The organism is Paenibacillus uliginis N3/975, from assembly GCF_900177425.1.
GTDB lineage: Bacteria > Bacillota > Bacilli > Paenibacillales > Paenibacillaceae > Paenibacillus_AQ > Paenibacillus_AQ uliginis.
In genome coordinates this window covers 391714-415674 of the sequence record NZ_LT840184.1, presented here as the reverse complement: position 1 = coordinate 415674, position 23961 = coordinate 391714, and the positions used below count along the sequence as shown (strand labels likewise).

Sequence of the window (23961 nt, the reverse complement as noted above, 5' to 3'; positions counted from 1 at the left end):
TCTTACTCCACATCCTGCTTAATCTGACTGCGCAGGTATCCATCGATAAAGCCGTCCAGATCGCCGTCCATTACAGCACCTACATTCCCGGTCTCCACCTGAGTCCGGTGATCCTTAACCATGCTGTACGGATGGAATACATAAGAACGGATTTGACTACCCCAGGCAATTTCCGATTGCTCACCACGGATTTCAGCCAACTGCTGTTGCTGCTCCTCAATCTTGCGCTCATATAGCTTGGAACGGAGCATCGTCATGGCTTGTTCACGGTTTTTAATCTGGGAACGCTCATTCTGGCAGGTTACTACAACACCAGTCGGCAAGTGCGTAATCCGTACCGCAGAGTCTGTTGTATTGATATGTTGACCACCCGCGCCGCTGGCACGGTAGGTGTCTATTTTCAGATCTTCAGTACGGATTTCAATGTCCACATCGTCCGTAATTTCCGGTACGACATCACAGGATACGAAGGAGGTGTGACGGCGGCCCGAGGAATCAAAAGGCGAAATACGAACAAGACGGTGTACACCTTTCTCAGCCTTCAGATAGCCATAGGCATTGTAGCCTTTAATAAGGAGCGTGACACTCTTGATTCCCGCTTCATCACCCGGCAAATAATCAAGTGTTTCCACCTTAAAGCCGCGTTTTTCGGCCCAGCGGGTATACATACGGAGCAGCATCTGTCCCCAGTCTTGTGACTCCGTTCCGCCTGCACCGGGATGGAGCTCCAAGATGGCATTTAACTTATCATAAGGTTGGTTCAGCAGCTGTTGCAGTTCGAACTCTTCGACACGCCGCACGATTTCTTTAATGGACTCTCCAATTTCGCCGCTTAGGGTGTCGTCTCCCTCTTCATCAGCCAATTCAATCATAACAACCGCATCATCATAATCCTGCTGCAACTTCTCATACTGATCCACACTTGATTTCACGGCATTCATCTCAGCAATGAGACTCTGCGCCTTTTCGTTATCGTCCCAGAAATCGGGAGCGGCCATCTTCTCTTCGAAGTTCGCAATCATTTCCTGCTTAAGATCTAAGTCAAAGAGACCCCCTAAGATTGGTTAATTTCTTGCTAATTTCACGTAGGTCCTGCCTCACACTTGGATCGATCATGACACCTCGTCCTTTCTTTTCACTTATAAGTTCATTATACCCTTCATACCAGGAAAAACGTTCTTGGGCCAATCGGGAGGGATGGATATGGGGTTCCACGTGAGTTCAATTCAGGCAGATGGAGACCATTTCTCATACACCGTATTTTCTTTTTTCTTCAGAACAACTCCCTTAAGAATGCACAGGGGAATACCTGATGCGCATTAAAGCCATCCCGGTATTCCCTTGTTTACTCTCAAGGGAGTCTATGATTGTACCGCTAGTCACAGCAGTACGCCTAACTATTTAATTGATACCTTATGCGTTCTGTCCATGGCAATGCTTGTACTTCTTACCGCTACCGCATGGACAAAGATCGTTGCGCCCGATTTGATCAGCAACCTGAACAGGACGTTTCTCGGCTGGCTCACCGTTCGTGGATACCTTGCTCTCTTCCACAACCGCCTGGCGCTCCTGGTTGGTCTCGATATGTGCCTTCATGATATATGTCGACACTTCTTCTTGGATGCTAGCGATCATCGCATTAAACATCTCGAATCCTTCGAACTGATACTCGCGAAGCGGATCTGTACCGCCGTAAGCACGAAGATGAATACCTTGGCGAAGCTGATCCATCGCGTCGATATGGTCCATCCACTTGCTGTCTACGGCACGAAGCACGATAACTTTTTCGAACTCACGCACCAGCTCTTCGCCGATGGATTGCTCACGCTCTTTGTACTTCTGCATCACGCGCTCGAAGAGGTGTTCGGAAATTTCATTAGATTCCTTACCCCACAGCTCGTCACGTGTTACAACACCTTCATCAAGAAGTTTGCTGTTCATGTAATCCGCAACTTCCTGCAGTTCCCAGTTCTCCGGAATATCATCGCTACAGTGTGCATCAACGACACGGTCAATGACCGGTTTAATCATATCAATGACAATCTGTTTGATATCTTCGGATTCCAAGATCTCGCGGCGCTGCTTATAAATAATTTCCCGTTGCTGGTTCATCACGTCATCATACTGAAGGACGACTTTACGAACATCAAAGTTATTACCTTCAACACGCTTCTGAGCGGATTCTACAGCACGGGTAATCATCTTGCTCTCAATCGGCTGGTCTTCCTCAAAACCGAGGCGTTCCATCATATTCAATACATTATCCGTACCAAAACGCTTCATCAGTTCATCGCCAAGAGACAGGTAGAACTGGGTCGAACCCGGGTCACCCTGACGACCGGCACGGCCGCGAAGCTGGTTATCAATACGACGGGATTCGTGGCGTTCCGTACCGATGATGTGCAGACCGCCTACTTCCTGTACGCCTTCCCCAAGCAGGATATCCGTACCACGTCCCGCCATGTTGGTGGCGATCGTTACAGAGCCCGGCTGACCAGCGTGGGAAATAATCTCCGCTTCTTCCGCATGGTACTTAGCATTTAACACTTTGTGCTGTACGCCTTTACGCTTCAGCATATCTGACAAACGTTCGGAGTTCTCGATGGATACCGTACCAACCAGTATTGGCTGATTCTTCTTATGGCGCTCCACGATCTCGACCACAGCCGCCCTAAACTTGCCTTCTTCGCTCTTGTACACGACATCCGGCATATCAACCCGTTGGTTCGGCTTGTTCGTAGGGACTTGAAGTACTTCAAGGCCATAAATCTTCTTAAACTCTTCTTCCTCCGTCTTCGCTGTACCGGTCATACCAGCCAGCTTGCGGTACATACGGAAGTAGTTCTGGAACGTAATTGTAGCAAGCGTCATACTCTCGTTCTGAACCTCAATGCCTTCTTTGGCTTCGATCGCCTGGTGCAATCCGTCGCTGTAGCGGCGTCCTGCCATCAGACGGCCCGTAAATTCGTCAACGATTACAACTTCATCTTCCGTTACAACATAATCCACATCAAGGCGCATAATGACATTTGCTTTCAGCGCTTGAACCACATGGTGGTTCAACGTGACATGGTTGTGGTCATACAGGTTGTCGATCCCGAAGGCGCGTTCCGCTTTAGCCACACCTTTTTCCGTAAGAGAAACGGCTTTAACTTTAATATCCACCGTGTAGTCCTCTTCCGCATCGAGACGCTTTACAAAACGGTCAGCCGCATAGTACAACTCCGTCGATTTCTGGGCTTGTCCCGAAATGATGAGCGGGGTACGGGCTTCGTCGACCAAAATGGAATCCACTTCGTCAATAATGCAAAAATGAAGCGGACGCTGTACCATCTGCTCTTTATAAAGCACCATATTATCACGCAGGTAATCGAACCCGAACTCGTTGTTAGTTCCGTACGTAATATCGCAAGCATAAGCTTCTTGTTTATACGCATGGTCCATGCCGCTCAGGTTAACCCCAACCGTCATGCCCAAGAAATTATATATCTGCGCCATTTCTTCACTATCACGTGACGCCAAATAGTCATTGACGGTAACCACGTGTACACCTTTGCCAAGAAGCGCATTTAAATAAACCGGCAAGGTTCCTACAAGCGTCTTCCCTTCCCCGGTCTTCATCTCTGCAATTCTGCCTTCATGGAGGGCCATCCCTCCAACTAGTTGAACGTCATAATGACGCTTGCCCAGTGTCCGTTTGGAGGTTTCACGGACTGTCGCAAACGCTTCTGGAAGCAACTCATCCAGCGTCTCACCCTTTTCGATCCGCGCACGGAACTCCTCGGTTTTCGCTTTAAGCTGTTCATCCGAGAGCGCCTCGAATTCCGGTTCCTTTTTGTTAATTACATCGACTGTCTTCATGAGACGTTTGACATCGCGCTCGTTGGTGTCGCCGAAGATCTTTTTGACAAGTCCTAGCATGGTTAACCCCTTTCGTGCAAAACAGATGATAGAATCAACTTCATTAAGTGCCAAAGGGTTGTATGATGAAATCGATTCATTGAAACTAAATGAAAAATTTTCATTCCTGGCAGACAAAAACATACCTGCCGGATTAGTTTGTTTGCATAAATTGTAACAGTTTGTAAGAGATGCCGCAACACATTAAGCGATCTCTTCTTATATACGTATAAAGAGCCTCCCCCCGCTATTCACGGGTGAAGGCTCGTCTTCCACTTTTCATGTTAAGCCGTAAATTCGGATTGTACGAGTACAGCTACATTTCCGGTAAGAGTTCGGTGAGCCTAATCCCTCTCGATTAAACCGTACTTTCCGTCATCACGTTTGTAAACGACATTCACTTCTTGTGAATCAATGTTGGTGAATACGAAGAAATTATGACCGACCATGTTCATTTGCAAAATGGCCTCTTCCACATCCATCGGTTTCATGGTGAAACGCTTCGTACGGACTACTTCCAATTCATCTTCGTCGTGTTCCTCATGTTGGACAGCTACGGAACCCGTTGCGGCTCCATTCTCCACAAACAGCGTCTTCAGACTACCTTCCTGGCGGAACTTGCGGTTTAACTTCGTCTTGTGTTTGCGGATCTGTCGTTCCAATTTGTCCACAACAGCGTCCATGGAAGCGTACATATCGTCGCTTCGATCTTCCGCCCGCAGGACAACGCCTGGCAGCGGAATGGTCACTTCCACCGTGTGCAATCCTCGAATGACACTTAGTGTTACGTATCCTTCAGAGGTAAGGGGTGCATCAAAATACTTCTCAAGTCTGTTGAGCTTCTTGTCAACGTAGTCCTTTAAAGCTTCGGTCACTTCAATTTGTTGACCTCGAATACTGTATTGCATAGGGCACTCCTCCTTTGCACCTTCATTATAACACTTTGTTAAGCCCATGTAAAAAGTCGAAATTGTGTATGTTATCGAGCTTAAAAGTACTTTCGTATAGAGCATAAAGGAACCCGTTCAGGGACAGTTGCGAGACCCTTATTTGAAGGGGATTTGGTGCTGAAAAGCGTATTCTTTTTTATTTTGAAACCCTCAAAACATTTCTTTATTTCTGCTTAAACCACTAGAGTAAAGGGCTGAAGTTTTTTTTCAGCCCCTCCTCATCAAACCGTACGTGAGGTTTTCCCTCATACGGCTTTCCGATGTTCGTCTTTCATGGGCATGCAGATTACAATAGCGTCTTTAATCCATATTGTTTGGTCATGAATTTCACTTCGGCAAGCGAACTCATCCATCTTCTCCGTTGTCTTTTTTTAGCGTACCATCGGCTGAGCTGTTGCATAATGTACCAATCTAGCTTTGCTAACTTCCGTTGGCTATAAGAAGTATAATAATAGTTACGCCATCCTTGTATTTTGGGATTGAGCCATTCAATATGTTCTTGAACAGATATCTTTCGCATACTCGGTGGCGCTAACCGCTCTTTAATAACTTCCCGAATTCGCTTTTCAGCCTTCTTCGTTAACCATTGTTGGGTCGTGTAATACCCTTGACTTCTAGCCGTTTCTGCTCTCGCCTTGCGATGGTGCATTCCAAGAAAGTCAAAACCTTTTTCTCCTGTCCATAATCCCACGATTCGAGTTTTTGTCGGGTGCAGCGTTAATTCTAGGCGTTCCATTATGGTGCGTATGAGCTTGTATGTATGCTCCGCATCTTTCTTCGTCTTGCAAACAACCACAAAGTCATCCGCATATCGTGTTAGTTCACCTAGTTTACTGCCATGCTTTTCCCATAGCACATCGAAGTAGTTTAAATAGATGTTTGCCAATAACGGTGATATGACACCACCTTGTGGTGTCCCAAGATCCGAGCGCCTTACTGTTCCTTCTTCCATGACTCCTGCCGTTAGCCACTTTCGTACTAGTTTCAACACTCGTCTGTCACTGATTCGCATTTCTACCAGTTTCATTAGTTTCTCTTGATTAATGTTGTCAAAGTAGCCTTGGATGTCGACGTCGACCACCCAATTTCCTTTACGGTTACAGGCTTTACGGATGCGGTCAAGCGCTCCTTTTGCACCCCGTTTGGGGCGAAAACCAAATGATACTTCTTGAAAATCCGCTTCAAAATTGGTTCCATGACCAGTTTAGTCGCTATCTGTATGACGCGATCTCGGATGGTTGGTATGCCTAACGGTCTTTGCTTTCCATCCTTCTTTGGGATGTAGTGTCTCCGTACAGGTTGCGGGTGGTAAGCACCTTCTTTAAGGAGCCGATGACATTCATGGATAAAGACGAATTCCCCTTTTTCTTCAATCTCTTTTAGGGTCTGGCCATCTACTCCTGCGGAACCTTTATTGGCTCGCACTCTTCGCCATGCTTCCCACAATATATCCATCCGATATACCTTATCGTACAGCGCGTGAAATCTGCGCTTTTTGTTTTCCTTGGCCGCATGACCTAGTTTCTCTTGGAGTTGTTGAACGTTTTCCTTTGGTGTTGTTAGCCTGTTGGCATTCACTGACTCGTACCTCCTTAAGAAACATGAACAAAGCAGGGTTCCTTCCCTCCCGCAGGTTATGTTGTCCTGCAGTTTTTCAGTACTATGAACCCCTCGGACTCCCTTCCTGCGAATAACTCATTTCACTTTTGGCTTATAGAGCATCCTTTTACAGTTTTTTTTTCTGTGCAGGGGAGGGTCTCCCCAGTTCACTGCATTATCTTTTATCCCATGCCGATCCCCTTACGCCGGAGGATTCTTCGCTGTTGCTCCAAGTTCTTTACAGCTTCCTTGGCCTTCGCCCATTTGCTCAAGACTCGGCTCCCTCTTTTCCCTCTTGCGAGGCCCTTTTGACGACGCGGCAGGATTCACTTTATGTTACGGCCTGGCATATTGCTCGCCCTGTCACTGACAGATACTTTCGTCGACACGCTTCTACGCATGGATTTCTCCATACGCAGGTGTCCTAGCTACGAAGGTGGCTTGGACCCTCCTTCGGTTGGACTTTCACCAACTAGATAATGCGTGCTTCTGGGCACGCAACAAAAAAAGACTCCGGCATTCACCGGAGTCTGTCGCTACCGAATCTTCAATTGTTAACCATCTATACCGCATATGTAGGTCGGCTGAGCCGGGATGATTATATATTGATTACGTTAGCTGCTTGCGGTCCGCGGGCACCTTCAACGATTTCGAACTCTACGGATTGTCCTTCTTCCAGAGTCTTGAAGCCTTCCGACTGGATTGCGGAAAAATGTACAAATACGTCGCCGCCGTCTTCAGTTTCAATGAAGCCATAACCCTTCTCTGCGTTGAACCATTTAACTTTACCTTGCATGCACTAACATTCCCTTCATCATCAAATAAAAGTGTGTGTAGACACCTTTTGTCCACATTTCCGACTATATCATCCAAAGATATCCATTGTCAATGGAGTTAAAGGTATGAGTTTTACGGAAAATGAAAACGGTGTCATTGGTTCTTAACCTGATGAGGGGGAGGCGAAACAGGTGTGGGGGAAAAATGTAACAACATTGATTTTCGTGGAAAACGGCGAGAAGTACCCTTAAATCTACGAGACCTCTTTAATACTAGCAAGATAATGCCGACATATATTATATTCTAAAAAAGAGGATGAATACTCATGATAAATGACAATCTATTAGAACAACGAATAAATCAAGCTTTAGTAAAAATAGATGATCAGGTTAATACCGGGTTGGTGGATGAGGCGTACAATAGTTATATCGAGCTTATTGAAGAACTAGAAAGAGAGAACAGCAACTCCCATTATTTACTGGCAAGGGTCTACCTCTCATTTGCATATTTCCTGTTCAGAGTATCTGAGTTTGATTCATTTTTTATGATGCTCATTAAAGCACAAGAAAATGGATATTCAAGAGAGGAAATAGAAAAAGTGCTCTATGAAGCTTTTATCGAGCCTAATTTAAATGAATTCCAAGATAACTATGAGGCTAACATTGAATACTTAAATAAAAATTCATATCTATATATCGAGAATAGCCTACCATTTCAAGAGTTATCTTTTTGGTTGCTTCCAACGGGCGTTCAGAATGAATACTACTTGTATGATAAAGAGCAGCAGCTGATAAAAGAAAAAATATCATTATATCAATATCAACAGATACCCTCCGTAACCATTTCAGATGCTTTTTCTGACTTTTTAGTACTTGAAGAATGGGATTGGAATAATATTGTAGCCATTACTAACGCTACAAGGAAACTTAACAAAAAGTCATACATAATAATAAATCAGATAGACAAGTTTTTATCCTGCTTACAAGGATCGTTGTTAGACGATATTTCAAATATAATGATTTTCGACAATCTATATAAATTGAAGGAGTACCTGTTAACTACTAACTCAATACTTCCTTATAATATAATTGACCTGACAGAGGACAAATCTGATGTAAGCAAGAATGTTCTTTCAGATATCCACAACACTCGTATAAGTAAAGAACATAGAAACGGAAATCGCATACTACTGAGCATTTGTATCCCAAGCTATAACAGAGGACACAAAGCATATGAAAACATCATCCAGTTACTGCAATTCCATTACAATGAAGAAATTGAAATTATATTATCCAACAATGGGACTCAAAATGAAACAAAAGCATACTATGAAAAAATTAGTGAAATTGAAGATGCAAGATTAACATACTTTGCCTTTGAAGAAAACCAAGGATACGCGCTGAACTGTTGTAAAGTGTGCGAGCTAGCAAAGGGAGAATTCATTTTACTATTGAGCGATGAGGATCAAATCGATTCCAAAGTTCTCAGTATAATTATGGATAGTCTAAATAAATCTAAAGAGACACTATCCATTTTTAGAGCATCAACTTCATCACAAAGTAAACAATCCAATAAAATTGCATCTATGGGTAAAGAAGCAATGTTACAATTTATGCTGTCCTCTAATTACATGTCAGGTATTATATATAGTAATAAACTTCTTCAAAAAGCTAATGGTATTCAATATATCAAAGTTAATATAAGTAATAGTGCATGCTTTTGGTATCCTCATATGGTGTGGGAGATGCTGTTATGCCAATATGGTCATGTACAGAGTACAGAACTAGTACTAATACACGAAGGTCTGGCTGAAAAAACGGACTGCGATGAAGTTGAAATAGAGAAATTAATCATACCTTACTATGCATCGATTGAAGGAAGATTGGAGCAACACGAAGATTTCGCAGTGTTTTTTAGAGATTTAGAAATATATAAAGAAGATATTGACCTTCGTAGAAAGATGTACTTGCAGCTTTGTTCAAAAACCTGTATTCTAGTTGCCATCTCAATTCAAGCATTTTACAGTAAAACAAATTTGGACCTACGGGAATTGAATGAAAAGGCGTATCAATTCTGTTCTAATGAACAATTCTATAAAACAAATGTAAGTAGTGACCGCCTCCATTATCAGAAGGATTTGAAATTAATTGAAGAAGGCTTCAGCTTTATTAACGCAAAGTTACAATAAAATATGCAAAGAAAGACCCGCAAGGAGACTTTTTCGCTCTTGCGGGTCTTTCTTTACATAAAAGTGAAGATCAATGAACCTCAAGTGATCTATTGATTTTGTAAATTCGATAAGACTGTTTCCTAAATAACACTAATGCTTCAAGTTAGTTGCATAAATTAACTCATCGAAACAATGACTGACCTCTTACTAGAGGTTTCTCCAACCAACGGTCTCCAATCTAGAGATTATGGATGATATAGGGATATCACACCAAGTTGAAGATAGCTTTGGTTTCACTACTAACTGTTTCGAGTGAAGTATATCTAGGTGTATAACCTATACTCTCTAAGTTATAGTTTTCTGAGTAATAATTTAACTTATTTCCAGTTGGAGAATCAAAACGAACATCCTGAACTTGTACCTCAATGTTGTATGTCTTTTTAAAAAGATCCACAATTTCAAACTTAGAAGCCGGATTCAGACTATACACATCAAATACATCGTTAACTGTTTGTAACTCAATACACTTTTGTATAATATTCAATAAATCAATGGGATGTATGTAGTCCCTAAACATATCATCACTGCTGGTTATGAATTTTACTCCATCTCTCACACTTCGAAGTAAGTCATTCATAAAATAAGCATTTTTCAAATCTATATATCTACTAAAGAAGCCAAAGATTCTTAAATCTATGATGCTAAAGTTAGAATATGCTCTGTGCTTTTTCTCAGAATTCAGCTTCGCGATCGAGTAGTAATCATTTGTACTTATATTATTAATGCTAAATAAAGCATGTTTATCAACTGTTGCTGGTGAATAAAAGTCAGCTCCATATGCTGCACCGCTACTGAAGTTAATATATAAAGTACTCGTGTTCTTATGCAGGTACTCTAATATTAAATTATCAAATTCCTCTGTTATGCTAAATATATGTGCATATGACTGAGTTAAGACAGTAGGATTACCAATGCCGATACAATTAATAATTACATCAAATTCACCTAGCAAGAAATTATCAAAATAATGAATTGAAATATTTTTTTTATTACTAACACAACAATTAATAAATTGATTAAGTTTGTTATGATTACGAGCAAATAATAATAAGTTATATTTTCGTTCATTACTTAATCCAACAATCAGGTTTTTCGCAATATGGCCTGTTGCTCCTATGATAGCAATATTAACATGATTCTTTTTCAACATATCATTACTCACCCGACTTTTGTGATAATGATACTGCAACTTCGAGGATTATGTCTTCTTGACCTGCGACAACCTTTCTACGCCCTAATTCGAAGAAGATATCTTTAGGATCTAAACCAAACTCCCTAGATATTCTCTCGACTGGCTTAGCAAACCCAGAGAAAACACCTGAAAGTCCACTCACAATATTTGTTGAACTCACATATGGGACCTTGGCGAAATGTGATTCAGCAATATCAGCAGCATCTAACAATTTATATAGATCAATACCTGTTTTATATCCCAGTCTCTCTAACACTGCAACTAACAATTCAAGTTGAGCATTTCCTGCTCCAGCACCGAATCCTCTAATTGTTCCATCTAGAATTACAGCCCCACTCTCAAGAGCAGTAATCGAATTGGCAATCGCCATCCCTAAATTATTGTGCGCATGAAATCCTACGGGAATCTCAAGATCATGAACTAATCTAGTTATTCTCTCGCTAACATCGCTAGGGAAATAGGCTCCCGCAGAATCCATAAGGATAACAGCTTGAGCACCATAACTTTGCATTTTTTTTGCTTCTTCAAGCAACTTTGTCGCCGATGCCATATGCGACATCATTAGCACTCCAAATGCCTCAACGTCTCTTTCTCTTGCATACTCGATATGACACTTCGTAATATCAGCCTCAGTACAGTGAGAAGCTACACGAACAACGTTTACACCAATATCTATTGCATTTTTCAAGTCTTTATTAATAGTCGCAAAACCTGGTATTACATGGATACCCAACTTAGTATTAACCAACTTTTCTCTACAGCCTATTAACATATGGGCGTCTGATACAAGGCTTTTACCCAATTGCAAGGATGAGGCCCCTAATCCGTTACCATGCCCAACTTCTAGAATGGGTATCCCCGCAGCCTCAGCTAGTTCAGCGTACAACATCATATGTTCAAATGTTATTTGATGACGAACAGCATGTGATCCATCACGCAAAGTAGGGTCACTAATTAGTACTTGATGCATGCTATACTCCTCTCTCATTTGAAACATTTCTAGCTAATGCATGTTTCTCTGCCATAGCAATAGCTGCACAATTAATGATATCTAAATTACCAGCATAAGCAGGCAAGAAATCCCCCAGGCCCTGAACTTTTACCATAATTACAATTCTTTCATTCTCAATTGTTGGAGGAATAAGCAATTGATAGCCCGGTACGTAATTTCGCATTTTTTCAACCATTTCATTTACATATTTAGTTAAATTCACTAACCGAGGGCTTTTTACCTTAGCAAACACAGTGGTTTGCATATCAATACATGGTTCAGCAGGATTCAAGTTGAGTATAGCTTTTACTTGGTTACAATTTGAAAACTTGCTAATCCCTTTTTCTGTCGTTTCAATATACTCATCCAGGTTATTCCGAGTAGCTGGGCCAGCACTTTTAGAAGCAATACTAGAAACAACTTCAATGTATTCAACATCTGTTTGTGTTTGACCAATAGCAAAAGCTAACGGAATTGATGCTTGTCCCCCACATGTAACCATATTCACATTGTCGTAATGAATACATCGATCAATATTAACGGCAGGAACACACTTTTCTCCGATGTTGGATGGAGTTAAATCGATTACAACCTTCCCCATCTCCTTAAGGATAGGAGCATGCGCTTTATGGCTTTTTGCTGAGGTTGCATCGAACACTAGATCAAAACTATCAGGATCATTAATTAATGCATCAATACTTTGATCTGATACTCTTATTCCTTTTCTCATTGCTTTTTGTATTCCAAGAGAATCTATATGCCTGCCAACAAAATAAGTGCATGTCAGGTAAGGTGATCTAATCGTCTTCATAAGAAGATCAGTCCCTATATTCCCGCTTCCCAAGATAGCCACTTTCAATCTACTATCAATCATGATGTTATTCCCCATAATTTTTATTAATACCTCTTGATTAAAACAATAATTAATCTAAACAATTTGAGTAATACTCTTCCCTAGACATGAAAGGAAACATATCATCGAATGCTTTAGATACCATCGTTCCATCTGCTAACTTTTCAGATGCAACTCTCGGAATGAGAAGCTGATTAGACGGAGTCATAACTTCACATATCATAGCTCCTTTATAGTGAATGAAATCGTCTATTTTCTCATCTAATTCTTTTAGATTTGAAATTTTCATGAACCCTAAGCCAAATGTTTCAGCTACTTTTTCTAAGCTTGCAAAGCCTACACCAGAATCACTACTCTCGCCAATATAACGGCCTTCCATAAAGTTGTTTTGTGTATGTCGTATTAATAAATATCCACCGTTGTTAAGTAGAAAAAATTTTATTGGAAGTTTATAATGTGCGATAGTTTGCAATTCCTGTAAGTTCATTTGGAATGACCCGTCTCCAGTTATGCAATATACTTCATTCCCACCCTTAGCAACAGAAACTCCAATCGCAGCTGGAGTATATCCCATTGTTGAAAGACCACCAGTAATTATGTGGCGTTGTTCTAGTTTCACTTTAAATGCCTGTGCGTGAACGTGAAAACAAGAACCTGTATCAACTACAAAGGTAGAATCTTTACCTACACGTTCTGAAAAGTGGGTCATTGCACGATATGAGTTAATACCCTGTGTTTCATTGGAATATTCAGGTAAGTTTACAGGATATTTTCTTTTCCATAGTTGTGTTTGATCCACCCAAGCAGAATAATTAAAGCTACCGTTATCAATAACCGCATTCATTTTGTCAAAGAAAACTTTAGCATCTTCTTTAATTGCAATATCAGGAATAACCGATGGTTTACTCAATTCTAAGTCATCTATATCTACTATTATTTTTTTAGCTTTCTTTCCAAAATCCTCGAAGTCATAGCCTACTAAACCAATTCCTAACCTACAACCCACTACAATTAGCAAATCAGCATTCTGGACTGTGAAGTTTGCAGGTCGATCACCATATGTTCCAGGTCTTCCAACAAATTGATGATGGTGATAATCGATTAGATCCATTCCGAGTCGTGAAGTTAACACCGGAATACCAGTTTTTCTAATAAAAGTCATGAATTTTTCTATGGCTCCTGCTAGCCGAACTCCCGCTCCAACTAATAGACAAGGACGCTTACTAGTTAGTAGTGCTTCCTTAACCATTTCAATTTGAATATCTGTGTTACTACATACTTCTACTGTTGTTTCAGGCACGTAGTCTTCATAAAGATCAGGATCAAATGTTGCACCCTGTAAATCTACTGGAACCTCTAAATATACCGGGCCCACACGATGACTTTTCGCTATATGAATACATTTTTGAACTTCATACTTTACTTTAGATATATCATCCAGCATCACGGCATATTTAGTGATCCGATCAAATATCGGCAGGGAATCGAACCCTTGAAGAGGGAATTGCCTAGGTCCTTTAATCTTTGCTAATGAAACTTTTGAGTTTCCGGCAACAATAATTGATGGAGATGAATCAATAAATGCACCCGCTACTCCTGTTATCGTGTTAAGTGCACCCGGGCCTGCCGTTACATATGCAACACCTAATTCACCAGTATATCTACCATAAGCTTCAGCTGCCATTGCTACAGCTTGTTCATGATGACAACATACATAAGTTTGTTTTTCATGCTGGTATAAAGCATCTGTCAGGTGCATAATCATACCACCAGTTACTAAAAAGACATGCTTTCCACCTGCATCATATAATGCGTTAGTAATATAATCTGCAACTCTCATTTTCACAAGTTTTCCCCTCCCTAAAGTACCAACAAAACCGGCTGCACCTGTGATAATACTTTTACCATTAATTAAACCACGTTAAAAACCCTCGTATCTCGAAATTTGGTTAAAGCATACAGCACTAAGACCTTCACCGTTCTTAAAAGCCTCAGTCCATTCAATAATATAATCTAGGGCTTCACCCAACTCCCAGCGAGGAGACCAACCTAGTTTCATTCTGGATTTAGAACAGTCCAACTTCAAAAAAGCCGCTTCATGTGGGTGATCACCCTGTTCAACAACATAACCCTGACTTCCTTTCCACTTGTCGCACAAGTTCTGGACAATCCATTCGACCGATCTTGTATCTTGATCGTTAGGGCCAAAGTTCCATGCTCCTTCGTATGCTGTTCCGTCTTCAAACAATCTTTGGGCTATCATCAAGTATCCACTCAATGGTTCAAGGACATGTTGCCATGGTCTGATGGAATGCGGATTTCTGATGTGTATGGGCTCTCCTAATATTAGCGATTGCATACAATCAGGAATCAATCGATCTTTAGCCCAATCCCCACCACCGATCACATTTCCCGCTCTTACTGTGGCAATCGCCACGCCGTGAAGATCATAATACTCTGCTGGAAAGTAAGAATTTCTATAAGCATCCGTTACTAACTCCGCGCAAGCCTTGCTGCTGGAATAAGGATCATATCCTCCTAAAGTTTCCCCTTCCCTGTAACCCCACACCCATTCTTTATTTTCATAACATTTATCCGTGGTCACATTGACAACTGATTTTACGCTTTTCGTCACACGAACTGCCTCAAACAGGTTTACCGTACCCATAACATTTATAGAGTAAGTATCTACCGGAATACTATAAGACTCCCTAACTAAAGGTTGAGCTGCCATGTGAATGACTATCTCCGGCTGAAAATCTACCATTTCTCTCTTCAGCGAATCTAAGTCCCTTATATCCTTGATAACAGACTGAACTAGCAACTCCTTTACTTTACACAGTTCAAACAAACTGGGCTCAGTTGGAGGTTCCAATGCATAACCTTTAACCTGCGCTCCAAGCATGGATAGCCACATACTCAACCATGATCCCTTAAAACCTGTATGTCCCGTAAGGAAAACTCTTTTCCCGTTCCAAAAATCTTTCATAATGACATCACCCGATTATCTTCCCATACTTTCCAAGGGGCTTTATTATTAGCCCATAAACTTTCAAGATAATTTTTGTCGCGTAACGTATCCATCGGATGCCAAAAACCGTTATGTTTATATGCGGTAAGTTCTCCATCCTTGGCTAGTTGTTCTAGTGGTTCTTTTTCAAAAACCGTATGGTCGCCCTCAATATAATTAAATATTTCAGGTTGAAGTACAAAGAATCCCCCGTTTATCCAGCTATGGTCGCCTTTAGGTTTTTCCTGAAATCCTCTTACCTGGCTATGATCATCGATATCTAGAATTCCAAAACGACCCTCGGGCTGGGTAGAGGTTACCGTAGCAAGTCTTCCATTCATTTTATGAAAATCTAAAAGTTTATGAATATCTACGTTTGAAACTCCATCACCGTAAGTAAGGAAAAACGGCTCGTTACTAATGTAAGGTTGGATTCGTTTTATCCTTCCACCAGTCATGGTATCAATACCGGTATTCACCAAGGTTACCTTCCAAGGTTCGGCAGAATGATTATGCGTTATATTCTGATTTCCGTTTCTAAAATCGAATGTCACATCCGATTCATGCAGGAAGTAGTTAGCGAAATACTCCTTAATGACAAAACCTTTATAACCCAAACATATTATAAAATCATTAAACCCGTAGCTAGAATAGATCTTTAAAATATGCCACAGTATAGGTCTATGCCCTATTTCTATCATTGGTTTTGGCTTAAGATGAGATTCTTCACTGATTCTTGTACCGTACCCACCTGCCAAAATTACCACCTTCATAACTAACCCTCCCTGTCGTTAAATCGTGCTGATAAACTCCCTAATTGTAAAAACAATGTAATCAATCATTTCGTCAGTTAAGCCTGGATAGACCCCAATGAGAAATGTATCTTTTAATATCTTATCGGTATTTTTCAGATCACCATGTATACGATAATTCACACCTTGAAATGCTGGCTGTCTTGTAAGGTTACCTGCAAAAAGCATGCGGGTTTGTATTTTACGTGCTTCAAGATAATCTACAATGTCTTTTCGGGTGAATCCTGCATCATCTTTTAAAGTTAAAATAAAACCAAACCAGCTTGGCTGAGAATGATCTGTAGCTTTAGGGAGTATGAAGTATTGCTCCAAATCGCGTAAACCTTCAAATAAACGATTAAAGTTATGAATACGTCTTTGAATAAATTTAGGAACTTTCTTTAACTGTTCTAAACCAATAGCGGCTTGCATATCCGTTACGCGCAGATTGTAGCCAATGTGAGAATAAGTATATTTATGGTCATAACCGTAAGGAAGGGTCCCTAGCTCCCAACCGAAACGTTTTTTGCAAGTGTTATCGCAACCCGACGGACACCAACAATCCCTTCCCCAATCTCTGAAGGATTCAATAATCATTTTTAAAAGCGGGTCATTAGTATAAACTGCTCCACCTTCGCCCATTGTCATATGATGAGGAGGGTAAAAGCTTGATGTTGCAATATGACCGAATGTTCCTGTAATTCGGTCGTCATAACGTGATCCCAGAGCATCACAATTATCTTCAATAACCCATAATTTATAGTGGTTTGCCAGTTCCATTACCCTTTTTAAGTCAAAGGGATTTCCCATCGTATGAGCGATCATGATGGCCTTTGTTTTAGATGTTATAGCACCTTCGATAAGATCCGGTAGGATGTTATATGTACCTAAATCTACATCAATAAAAACAGGGATGGCTCCATTTTGAACCATTGGTGTAACGGTTGTAGGAAAACCGGCAGCTACTGTAATAACTTCATCACCAGGTTTTATTCTACGATCACCGAGTTTAGGTGAGGTTAATGCTGAAAACGCCAATAGATTAGCCGATGATCCTGAATTCGTAAGCAAAGCGTATTTTACGCCAATATACTTGGCGAATTCTTTCTCAAATTGTTTGCTATACCGCCCTGAAGTCAACCAAAAATCTAATGAAGAATCTACTAAATTCATCATTTCTCTTTCATCATATACTCTTCCACCATATGAAAGTGATGTTTCCTCTGGGATGAACGGTTTTTCAGACCAATGAAACAGATGATAAAATTCATTTACATTAGATAAAATTTCTTTTCTTTTAATTTTCTCGAATGTATTAATATCTACGTTCCCAACACGCACTGCATCCTTTTCATCTACATACAATTTTTCGGTGATATTAACCGGGATATCCGTATGGTCGCCTAAAAGTAAAACACAATCCGAATCTTGCTCATAAATTACAGGATCAGCTCGTAATACAACAACGCCATTTCTTACTTTCTCTAAGACAATACCTAATAAATTATCGCAATCATTGTTTGTGATCTGAATAATTTCCCCAAGATGAAACATGTACTACCTCCAAGTAGGTTATTCTGCCTCTAAAATTAACCAATGTAATCCTTAATAAGCTTGATTACATACATTTGTTCTTCTAACGACATTCTTGTTCCTGAAGGTAAACAGATGCCTTTCGTAAACAAATCATAACTTACATCCCCGACCTCTTTATCCAAATAAAATTCGGCATCCGAAAATAAAGGCTGCAAGTGAAGTGGTTTCCATACAGGCCTAGACTCAATGTTATGCTTTTCAAGGTGAGCAATTACTTCATATACACCAATATTAAAGGCTTCCTGGTCCAGAACTATAGTACTTAACCAACGTGTAGAATTTCCATAAGGTGCATCCGGCATAAACTCAATTCCCGGAATACGAGATAACTCATTATAATAAACTTTAAAAATTTCACGTTTTTTTCGAATCCGTTCATTTAAAACCTGTAATTGCCCTCTACCTATTCCTGCTGAAATGTTACTTAAACGGTAATTGAAACCTACTACACTATGCTGATAATGTACCGCTTTATCTTTGGCTTGAGTAGCCAGAAACCTCGCCTTATTCAGAGCCCCAGCATCATCCGAAACTAACATTCCTCCACCCGAGGTAGTTATAATTTTATTGCCATTAAAAGAAAAAACACCAAACTTACCGATGGTGCCGCTTTTTTTATCTTTATAACTAGCTCCCAGGGACTCCGCAGCATCTTCGACAATAGGAACTTCATATTCATCACATATCGATTTAATCTGGTCATAATCCGCGCTTTGCCCGTACAGATTGACTACAATGACTGCCTTTGGCTTCTGTCCTTTAGCAGCATAATCTTTAAGTGCCCTCTCCAAAGCTTTAGGCGACATATTCCAGGTTTCGGGCTCAGAGTCGATAAAGACAGGGGTTGCTCCTTGATACAGAATAGGGTTGGCACTTGCAACAAAAGTCAGCGATGAACAGAAAACAACATCACCCATACCAACATTGAGCAGGATTAGTGCCAGATGAATTGCAGCAGTGCCGGAGCTTAGAGCTAAGGCTCCTTCGCTACCTACATAATGAGCAAGTTCCTTCTCAAAGCAATCCACATTTCTACCCAAAGGAGCTATCCAGTTCGTTTCAAAAGCTTCCGAGATATATTGCTGCTCCAACCCACTCATGTGCGGAGAAGATAAATAAATTCTGTCACCACGTTCTAGCATGTCGTCTCATCCCTTACGTAATTTAATTACTTTCGCTGGACACCCAACGGCCACAACATTTTCCTGCAAATCACTAATCACGTATGTTCACCAAAGATAGATGTACAAGTTCAATATGCATTCCCCATCTACCCACATCGGCTACGATGAGTACAAGATAACTTCAATAGCTCATCCCACATAGGGATATAAAAATTGATTTATATCTCTTTGCTCAAGCTTATTTTTAAGGTCTACTGGGGCAGGCAAGTTCTCAAGATAGTCTTTAGCTACTTCATCATGGAAATCTTTATTTCTAGTATATCTAATTTCAGATTCTTTATTTTGCTTAGATGGTACTAACTCTTTTATAATGCCACTTTGTATATTTTCTATTAGAGAATCATGTGCACTTTTTACAGCCTTCATTCCTAGAACAAATGGGTCAATGGATTCTGGTTTCGGAAAAGCATGATACAATATATCACCAGAATCTAAACCTTTGCTTAGCAAATGGATAGTGGCTCCAACCAGCTCGGGATTTCCATCATATAGCGCCCAAAAGTTACACGAGTTCCCTCTATAATAAGGGGATACGCCCATATGTATATTAATAGCACCTTGCTTTACTAAAAAATCACATAATCCCCCTTTAATGTAGCTAGCTCCAAAAACAATATAATAATCAGAATTAAGTGCTGGAGATAAAGTTTCAAGATCAATCATATTTATATCTCCGCTCTTCAGTGAAAGTTGAGTCACATTATCTGAAGTAAATTTCAGATCCCCGAAGACTTCCCTCTCTGCTGCAATTACATGATTAAAATATTTTTGCATGACATCTGATTTTCTAAAGAAATCTTCAACTCTACCCGGAAAAACAGTATTGCATTCTTGGATAGCATATACTTGATCAGCTATACTTGATAATCCCTCAATTAGTGAAACGTGTCGCGGTTGGTTACTAGTGAATACTGTTATTTTCATTACACTTTCATCCCCATTTTTTTTAAAATTATTGCATGATCTTCTCTTGGAAATTCGTAAATTGCATTTGAACAATTCTTCATATTAGCTCTAAATCCCAGCTTAACTTTTAATTCTTCTAGTACCTTTATTGTATTTTGATTATAAGAGTTACAAGGATGGGACATACTTTCAGGAGCCTCTCCAAGTATCTCTGAAAGAATTTCCAGGTTAGATTTATATTCAATCATTTGATCGTTAAAACTTAGAGAGGCAACTGACGTCGGATGTGTATGAGAATGAAGGCCAATTCTATGCCCTTCAATATGCAATTCTTTAATATTCTCTTTACTCATCCAAAGCTTCTCCCTTAATAAATTCAGTTCAACATTGTAATCCTTTAACATTGAATCCATAACAATAAAATAACGCCTTGGCTTCAAAATTTGATCTCTTACAAATCTAAATATTCTATCTTCATTAGTATAAAATGAAAAATCACTTAAATAAGATTCAGGACTAAAGTTCTCCAAAGCCTTTTTTACTTCACTATTAAACTCCGTTTTCTCAATAAAATTATAAAAAGAATCATAGAATTCATTAATCTCTTGAAAATAAGCTGATCTAAAGTATCTATATATTTCGACTTTTTCTAATTCCCCTTTAAACGGTGATGTATAAACAAACCAAAATGCTTTAATATTATATTTTTTTAATACTGGATAAGCTAACTCGTATTGACAAAGTAAATTATCATCAAAAGTTAAACAGATTTCATTGTCATTTAATGTTTTACAAAGAGCTTTATCCATCCATTCATCTGCCGACAAAATCGTGTAGTTCTTTTGTAGATAACTAATAATTAGCTCAAATGTATCCGTTGAAATTGAACCTTGACCACGAATGTGTTTGTAGTCATCGTGAAAATGGTGAAACATTATCCCATGAGGTTTCATGATTTCGCACCTCTTTTTATTGTTATCAATTTATCATTCAAAAACCGATTTCCCTCACAAAGCTTATATATTCTAACGAAAATCATGTAGTTTAAGATATCGACATATATAATGATTAGAATGAACTAGACAATATTTCAGTTCACTTGCTACTCCTGTCCACTCATGTGCGGCGAAGATAAATAGATTCTGTCACCACGTTCTAGCATGTCGTCTCATCCCTTACGTAATTAATTACATTCGCTGGACATCCAACGGCCACAACATTTTCCGGCAAATCATTGATCACGCATGCACCTGCACCGACAACCGTGTTGCGCCCTACTGTAACCCCTTGAATGAGCGCTGCTCCAATGCCGATATGTACGGAAGCCTCAATATTTACCGCCCCAGCAATATTCACACCAGGGGATATATGGGTAAAATCAGAAATACGGCAGTCATGATCTACGGTTGCTGACGTGTTGATAATCACATGTTCTCCGATTACAGCATCCGAATTAATAACGGCCATCGGCATTATGACAGTACCCTTTCCTAAATTAACATTTGGTGCTATGACTGCACTTGGATGAACAGCATTTCCGAATTGTCCTCCTGCATTAACCAACGTGTCAGAAATTCTTTTCCTGACTTCATTGTCACCAATAGCTACGATAAACAACGACTCGGGAAATTGCTTCATGATGTCTTGCAGACGATCCGTACCACCAAAAACGGGAAGCCCATTCCATTCGTCAACCAGAATATGATCATCCAGTATACCAACGATCTTCTCAGAACGAGCGCGCAAAATATCAATGACAACCTTGGCATGCCCACCGGCTCCATAAACGATATAACTCAAGGGTTCCCTCTCCTTAATAAGTAATCGTTTTTTGAATAAGGTCCTGCGAATACGAAATATTGTTCAAGATATTCACAATCGTCGTGCTCGTCTCGGGTTGGCTGTACACATTTTGCACAGTTTTCAATTTCTGCTGAAATGGATCACTGAACACCTGCTCTAATGCTTTAGCCAAGGTGGCTGCACATACCGGTATATCTACCACATTGTCGGAACGTTCTCTTCCGTGTTGACGCGTTCCAATATTAATTACCGGTACATGAAAGGATGCGGCCTCAATAATTCCGGAGGAAGAGTTGCCAACCAGCACGGAGCAATTCTTCAGAGCAGCCAAATAGTGGAGCTGTTCAAAGTTTGTGACTCTATGAAGTCTTTCATTGGAGTACGAATCGTAAACCTCTAAGATTGAATCCGCACCCGCATCCGAATTCGGCATGATGCATACGATTTCTTGTTCACTTGCAATCAGAGAATCGAGCATTTCGCGTAGAGAGAGAAGATCGTGCTCCTCTGTTGTCACAGGGTGATATACGAATAAAATATATTCATTTAATAGAGGCAAGCCATATTGTACAGCTACATCCTCCCATTTAGGCAATACTGTCTTTTCGATCGTTTCCAGCCTTGGCGCGCCTACTACATGGATTCGCCAATCGTTTTCTCCAAGTTTGATCAACCTCTCCTTGCTGCCTTCCGTAGCCGCAAGATGAACATGCGCCAGCTTACTGATAGCGTGTCGTACCGATTCGTCGATGGTCCCGGAAACCTCACCGCCGTGCAAATGAAATAACGGGATATTCATATACGTGGAAACAATGGCTGCCGCCAACATCTCTCCGCGGTCTCCCAGGACAATTACGCCGTCCGGCTCCAGCTCCTCCATAGCCTGTGTCATTCCCATAACGGCCAAGCCGATTCCTCGCGACATATTGGCGTGAGTCGAACCATGAAGGAGACAAGGAACTTTAGCGGAGATTTTAAAACCATCCTTTTGAATCTGCTCGAGCGATAGTCCGTGCTGGGGAGATAAATGCATGCCTGTTACCAATAGATGCAAGTTTAAGGAAGAATCAGCTTCTATTGCTTGCATAATAGGAAAATAAATGCCGTAATCAGCTCTTGTGCCTGTAACTACTAAAATTTTTTTCATTTTAAATCGCTCCATTGAAGCAATTGATCCGCTTCAACATCATTAAGTAGCTGTCTTCCTATCAAATCGAAATAATATTTCGGCTCAATCCCCGTTCCTGGGCGTTTTATGGCTAAATCGTTTTCCGTCAGCACCTCTCCCGCGCTTTTGCTGCAGTTAATGACGATGCTTTTACGAGCCACGATCTTCGTGTTTTCTTCCGATGGCATGCACCGTTTAACGCCATCTCCCAAAGCACGCTCTACATTGCGAATACCTTGAACCATGCGCTTAAAATCATAAGGCTCAAGCGAGGCCATATGATCCGGTCCGGGCAGTGATCGATCTACCGTAAAGTGCTTTTCAATAATTCTAGCTCCCCTAGCGACTGCAGCGACGGCAATCTCAATCCCATCCGTATGATCGGAATAACCTGTCATTGTCTTGAACCTATCAGCCATTGTATTCATCGCCAATAGATTGACGTCTTCCAAAGGCGCAGGATAATCGGATGTGCAATGCAGAAGAGCAACACTACTCTTAGTAAAAACATTTAGGGATTCTTCCACCTCTTCAAGATCAGCCATACCTGTAGATAAGATTACAGGTCTTTCAAATTGATCAATGTAAGCAAGAAGCGGAAGGTTATTCATATCTCCGGATCCAATTTTAAAAGCATCCACTTCAATGCTATTCAAAAATCCAGCGCTTTCCTCGTCAAAAGGTGTGGATAGAAAATCGATATTTTTCTCCTCACAGTATTGCTTTAAGGTCAAAAATTGTTCAAAACTGAGCTCCAGTTGACGGAGCATGTCTAACTGGCTCTCAGAAGCATCGGTATGCTCGGTTTGATACTCCGCTTTCACCGCTTGCTTAGTTACCAGCTTTTCGCTCTTAAAAGTTTGGAATTTGACGGCATCTGCGCCGCAAGCAACTGCCTGGTCGATGCATTCCTTTGCCCTTTGAAGTGAGCCATTGTGATTAACACCAATCTCGGCAATAATATATACCCCATGCCCGTCCTTGCCAAATCGTGGTTCACTCATGACTGTT

Annotated in this window: 19 protein-coding genes and 1 pseudogene; 1 reads left to right on the top strand and 19 read right to left on the bottom strand. The window is 40.6% G+C overall.

Annotated elements, in window-relative coordinates; all coding sequences use genetic code 11:
• Positions 1 to 2: 2 nt before the first annotated feature.
• From prfB to B9N86_RS01825, 6 genes and pseudogenes are all read right to left on the bottom strand, one after another.
• Positions 3 to 1116 (bottom strand): peptide chain release factor 2 gene (prfB, locus tag B9N86_RS01845; RefSeq protein WP_208920043.1). Its coding sequence is split into 2 segments (ribosomal slippage): positions 3 to 1043 and positions 1045 to 1116, totalling 1113 coding nucleotides; the frame shifts between segments, so codons are not numbered across the junction.
• Positions 1117 to 1413: 297 nt separating this feature from the next.
• A complete protein-coding gene (gene secA / locus B9N86_RS01840; protein ID WP_208917516.1) occupies positions 1414 to 3921 on the bottom strand; it encodes a preprotein translocase subunit SecA in 2508 nt (835 codons plus the stop codon).
• Between the two features lie 323 nt (positions 3922 to 4244).
• The gene (gene hpf, locus B9N86_RS01835; protein ID WP_208917515.1) at positions 4245 to 4808 is read right to left on the bottom strand and encodes a ribosome hibernation-promoting factor, HPF/YfiA family; all 564 of its coding nucleotides are present in this window, start codon (positions 4806 to 4808) and stop codon (positions 4245 to 4247) included.
• A 328-nt stretch (positions 4809 to 5136) separates the two neighbouring features.
• Positions 5137 to 5979: pseudogene (locus tag B9N86_RS01830) on the bottom strand (reverse transcriptase domain-containing protein); the annotation flags it as partial.
• Positions 5877 to 6428, bottom strand: a complete 552-nt coding sequence (locus B9N86_RS30090; RefSeq protein WP_244562924.1) for a reverse transcriptase family protein — start codon at positions 6426 to 6428, stop codon at positions 5877 to 5879. The pseudogene B9N86_RS01830 and the gene B9N86_RS30090, both read right to left, overlap by 103 nt.
• 619 nt (positions 6429 to 7047) lie before the next feature.
• On the bottom strand, positions 7048 to 7245 hold the full coding sequence (locus B9N86_RS01825) for a cold-shock protein (protein ID WP_208917514.1): 198 nt from the start codon (positions 7243 to 7245) through the stop codon (positions 7048 to 7050).
• A gap of 306 nt (positions 7246 to 7551) precedes the next feature.
• Between B9N86_RS01825 and B9N86_RS01820 the strand changes: the two genes are divergently transcribed.
• Complete coding sequence (locus tag B9N86_RS01820; protein ID WP_208917513.1) at positions 7552 to 9414, top strand: glycosyltransferase family 2 protein; 1863 nt, start codon at positions 7552 to 7554, stop codon at positions 9412 to 9414.
• 247 nt (positions 9415 to 9661) lie between these two features.
• Here the strand turns inward: B9N86_RS01820 and B9N86_RS01815 are convergent, their stop codons facing one another.
• The 13 genes from B9N86_RS01815 to neuB form a co-directional block, all read right to left on the bottom strand.
• A complete protein-coding gene (locus tag B9N86_RS01815) occupies positions 9662 to 10606 on the bottom strand; it encodes an NAD-dependent epimerase/dehydratase family protein (protein WP_208917512.1) in 945 nt (314 codons plus the stop codon).
• 4 nt (positions 10607 to 10610) lie between these two features.
• Positions 10611 to 11618 carry a 4-hydroxy-2-oxovalerate aldolase gene (gene dmpG / locus B9N86_RS01810; protein ID WP_208917511.1) on the bottom strand — a complete coding sequence of 336 codons (1008 nt, stop codon included), beginning with the start codon at positions 11616 to 11618 and terminating at the stop codon, positions 10611 to 10613.
• A 1-nt stretch (position 11619) separates the two neighbouring features.
• Complete coding sequence (locus tag B9N86_RS01805; RefSeq protein ID WP_210190629.1) at positions 11620 to 12513, bottom strand: acetaldehyde dehydrogenase (acetylating); 894 nt, start codon at positions 12511 to 12513, stop codon at positions 11620 to 11622.
• 49 nt (positions 12514 to 12562) lie between these two features.
• Entirely contained in the window at positions 12563 to 14332 is a 1770-nt protein-coding gene (locus tag B9N86_RS01800; protein WP_244563114.1) for a thiamine pyrophosphate-binding protein, read from the bottom strand.
• 81 nt (positions 14333 to 14413) lie between these two features.
• A complete protein-coding gene (gene rfbG, locus B9N86_RS01795) occupies positions 14414 to 15481 on the bottom strand; it encodes a CDP-glucose 4,6-dehydratase (RefSeq protein ID WP_208917508.1) in 1068 nt (355 codons plus the stop codon).
• On the bottom strand, positions 15478 to 16275 hold the full coding sequence (gene rfbF / locus B9N86_RS01790) for a glucose-1-phosphate cytidylyltransferase (protein WP_208917507.1): 798 nt from the start codon (positions 16273 to 16275) through the stop codon (positions 15478 to 15480). Before rfbF ends, rfbG begins: the two co-directional genes overlap by 4 nt.
• An 18-nt stretch (positions 16276 to 16293) precedes the next feature.
• Positions 16294 to 17847 (bottom strand): lipopolysaccharide biosynthesis protein RfbH, encoded by a 1554-nt coding sequence (gene rfbH, locus B9N86_RS01785; protein ID WP_208917506.1) that lies wholly within the window; start codon positions 17845 to 17847, stop codon positions 16294 to 16296.
• Between the two features lie 35 nt (positions 17848 to 17882).
• Positions 17883 to 19031 carry a DegT/DnrJ/EryC1/StrS family aminotransferase gene (locus tag B9N86_RS01780; protein WP_208917505.1) on the bottom strand — a complete coding sequence of 383 codons (1149 nt, stop codon included), beginning with the start codon at positions 19029 to 19031 and terminating at the stop codon, positions 17883 to 17885.
• A 171-nt stretch (positions 19032 to 19202) separates the two neighbouring features.
• Positions 19203 to 19997 carry a formyltransferase family protein gene (locus B9N86_RS01775; protein ID WP_208917504.1) on the bottom strand — a complete coding sequence of 265 codons (795 nt, stop codon included), beginning with the start codon at positions 19995 to 19997 and terminating at the stop codon, positions 19203 to 19205.
• Positions 19997 to 20932, bottom strand: coding sequence for a polysaccharide deacetylase family protein (locus B9N86_RS01770; protein ID WP_208917503.1), 936 nt, complete (start codon positions 20930 to 20932; stop codon positions 19997 to 19999). The genes B9N86_RS01775 and B9N86_RS01770 overlap by 1 nt, the downstream gene beginning before the upstream one ends.
• A 202-nt stretch (positions 20933 to 21134) precedes the next feature.
• Positions 21135 to 21779, bottom strand: coding sequence for an acetyltransferase (locus tag B9N86_RS01765; protein WP_208917502.1), 645 nt, complete (start codon positions 21777 to 21779; stop codon positions 21135 to 21137).
• 13 nt (positions 21780 to 21792) lie between these two features.
• Positions 21793 to 22929, bottom strand: a complete 1137-nt coding sequence (neuC, locus tag B9N86_RS01760; protein ID WP_208917501.1) for a UDP-N-acetylglucosamine 2-epimerase — start codon at positions 22927 to 22929, stop codon at positions 21793 to 21795.
• Positions 22926 to 23954, bottom strand: coding sequence for an N-acetylneuraminate synthase (gene neuB / locus B9N86_RS01755; protein ID WP_208917500.1), 1029 nt, complete (start codon positions 23952 to 23954; stop codon positions 22926 to 22928). Before neuB ends, neuC begins: the two co-directional genes overlap by 4 nt.
• Between the last annotated feature and the right edge of the window lie 7 nt (positions 23955 to 23961).

Bases quoted from the DNA above. Each gene is read 5' to 3' on its own strand.
- rfbH (WP_208917506.1), bottom strand. From the start codon at position 17,847: ATGTTTCATCTTGGGGAAATTATTCAGATCACAAACAATGATTGCGAT.
- B9N86_RS01815 (WP_208917512.1), bottom strand. From the start codon at position 10,606: ATGTTGAAAAAGAATCATGTTAATATTGCTATCATAGGAGCAACAGGC.
- secA (WP_208917516.1), bottom strand. From the start codon at position 3,921: ATGCTAGGACTTGTCAAAAAGATCTTCGGCGACACCAACGAGCGCGAT.
- B9N86_RS01775 (WP_208917504.1), bottom strand. From the start codon at position 19,997: ATGAAAATAACAGTATTCACTAGTAACCAACCGCGACACGTTTCACTA.
- hpf (WP_208917515.1), bottom strand. From the start codon at position 4,808: ATGCAATACAGTATTCGAGGTCAACAAATTGAAGTGACCGAAGCTTTA.
- B9N86_RS01820 (WP_208917513.1), top strand. From the start codon at position 7,552: ATGATAAATGACAATCTATTAGAACAACGAATAAATCAAGCTTTAGTA.
- B9N86_RS01825 (WP_208917514.1), bottom strand. From the start codon at position 7,245: ATGCAAGGTAAAGTTAAATGGTTCAACGCAGAGAAGGGTTATGGCTTC.
- neuB (WP_208917500.1), bottom strand. From the start codon at position 23,954: ATGAGTGAACCACGATTTGGCAAGGACGGGCATGGGGTATATATTATT.
- B9N86_RS01780 (WP_208917505.1), bottom strand. From the start codon at position 19,031: ATGCTAGAACGTGGTGACAGAATTTATTTATCTTCTCCGCACATGAGT.
- B9N86_RS01805 (WP_210190629.1), bottom strand. From the start codon at position 12,513: ATGATTGATAGTAGATTGAAAGTGGCTATCTTGGGAAGCGGGAATATA.
- neuC (WP_208917501.1), bottom strand. From the start codon at position 22,929: ATGAAAAAAATTTTAGTAGTTACAGGCACAAGAGCTGATTACGGCATT.
- rfbF (WP_208917507.1), bottom strand. From the start codon at position 16,275: ATGAAGGTGGTAATTTTGGCAGGTGGGTACGGTACAAGAATCAGTGAA.
- dmpG (WP_208917511.1), bottom strand. From the start codon at position 11,618: ATGCATCAAGTACTAATTAGTGACCCTACTTTGCGTGATGGATCACAT.
- B9N86_RS01770 (WP_208917503.1), bottom strand. From the start codon at position 20,932: ATGAAACCTCATGGGATAATGTTTCACCATTTTCACGATGACTACAAA.
- B9N86_RS01800 (WP_244563114.1), bottom strand. From the start codon at position 14,332: ATGAGAGTTGCAGATTATATTACTAACGCATTATATGATGCAGGTGGA.
- rfbG (WP_208917508.1), bottom strand. From the start codon at position 15,481: ATGAAAGATTTTTGGAACGGGAAAAGAGTTTTCCTTACGGGACATACA.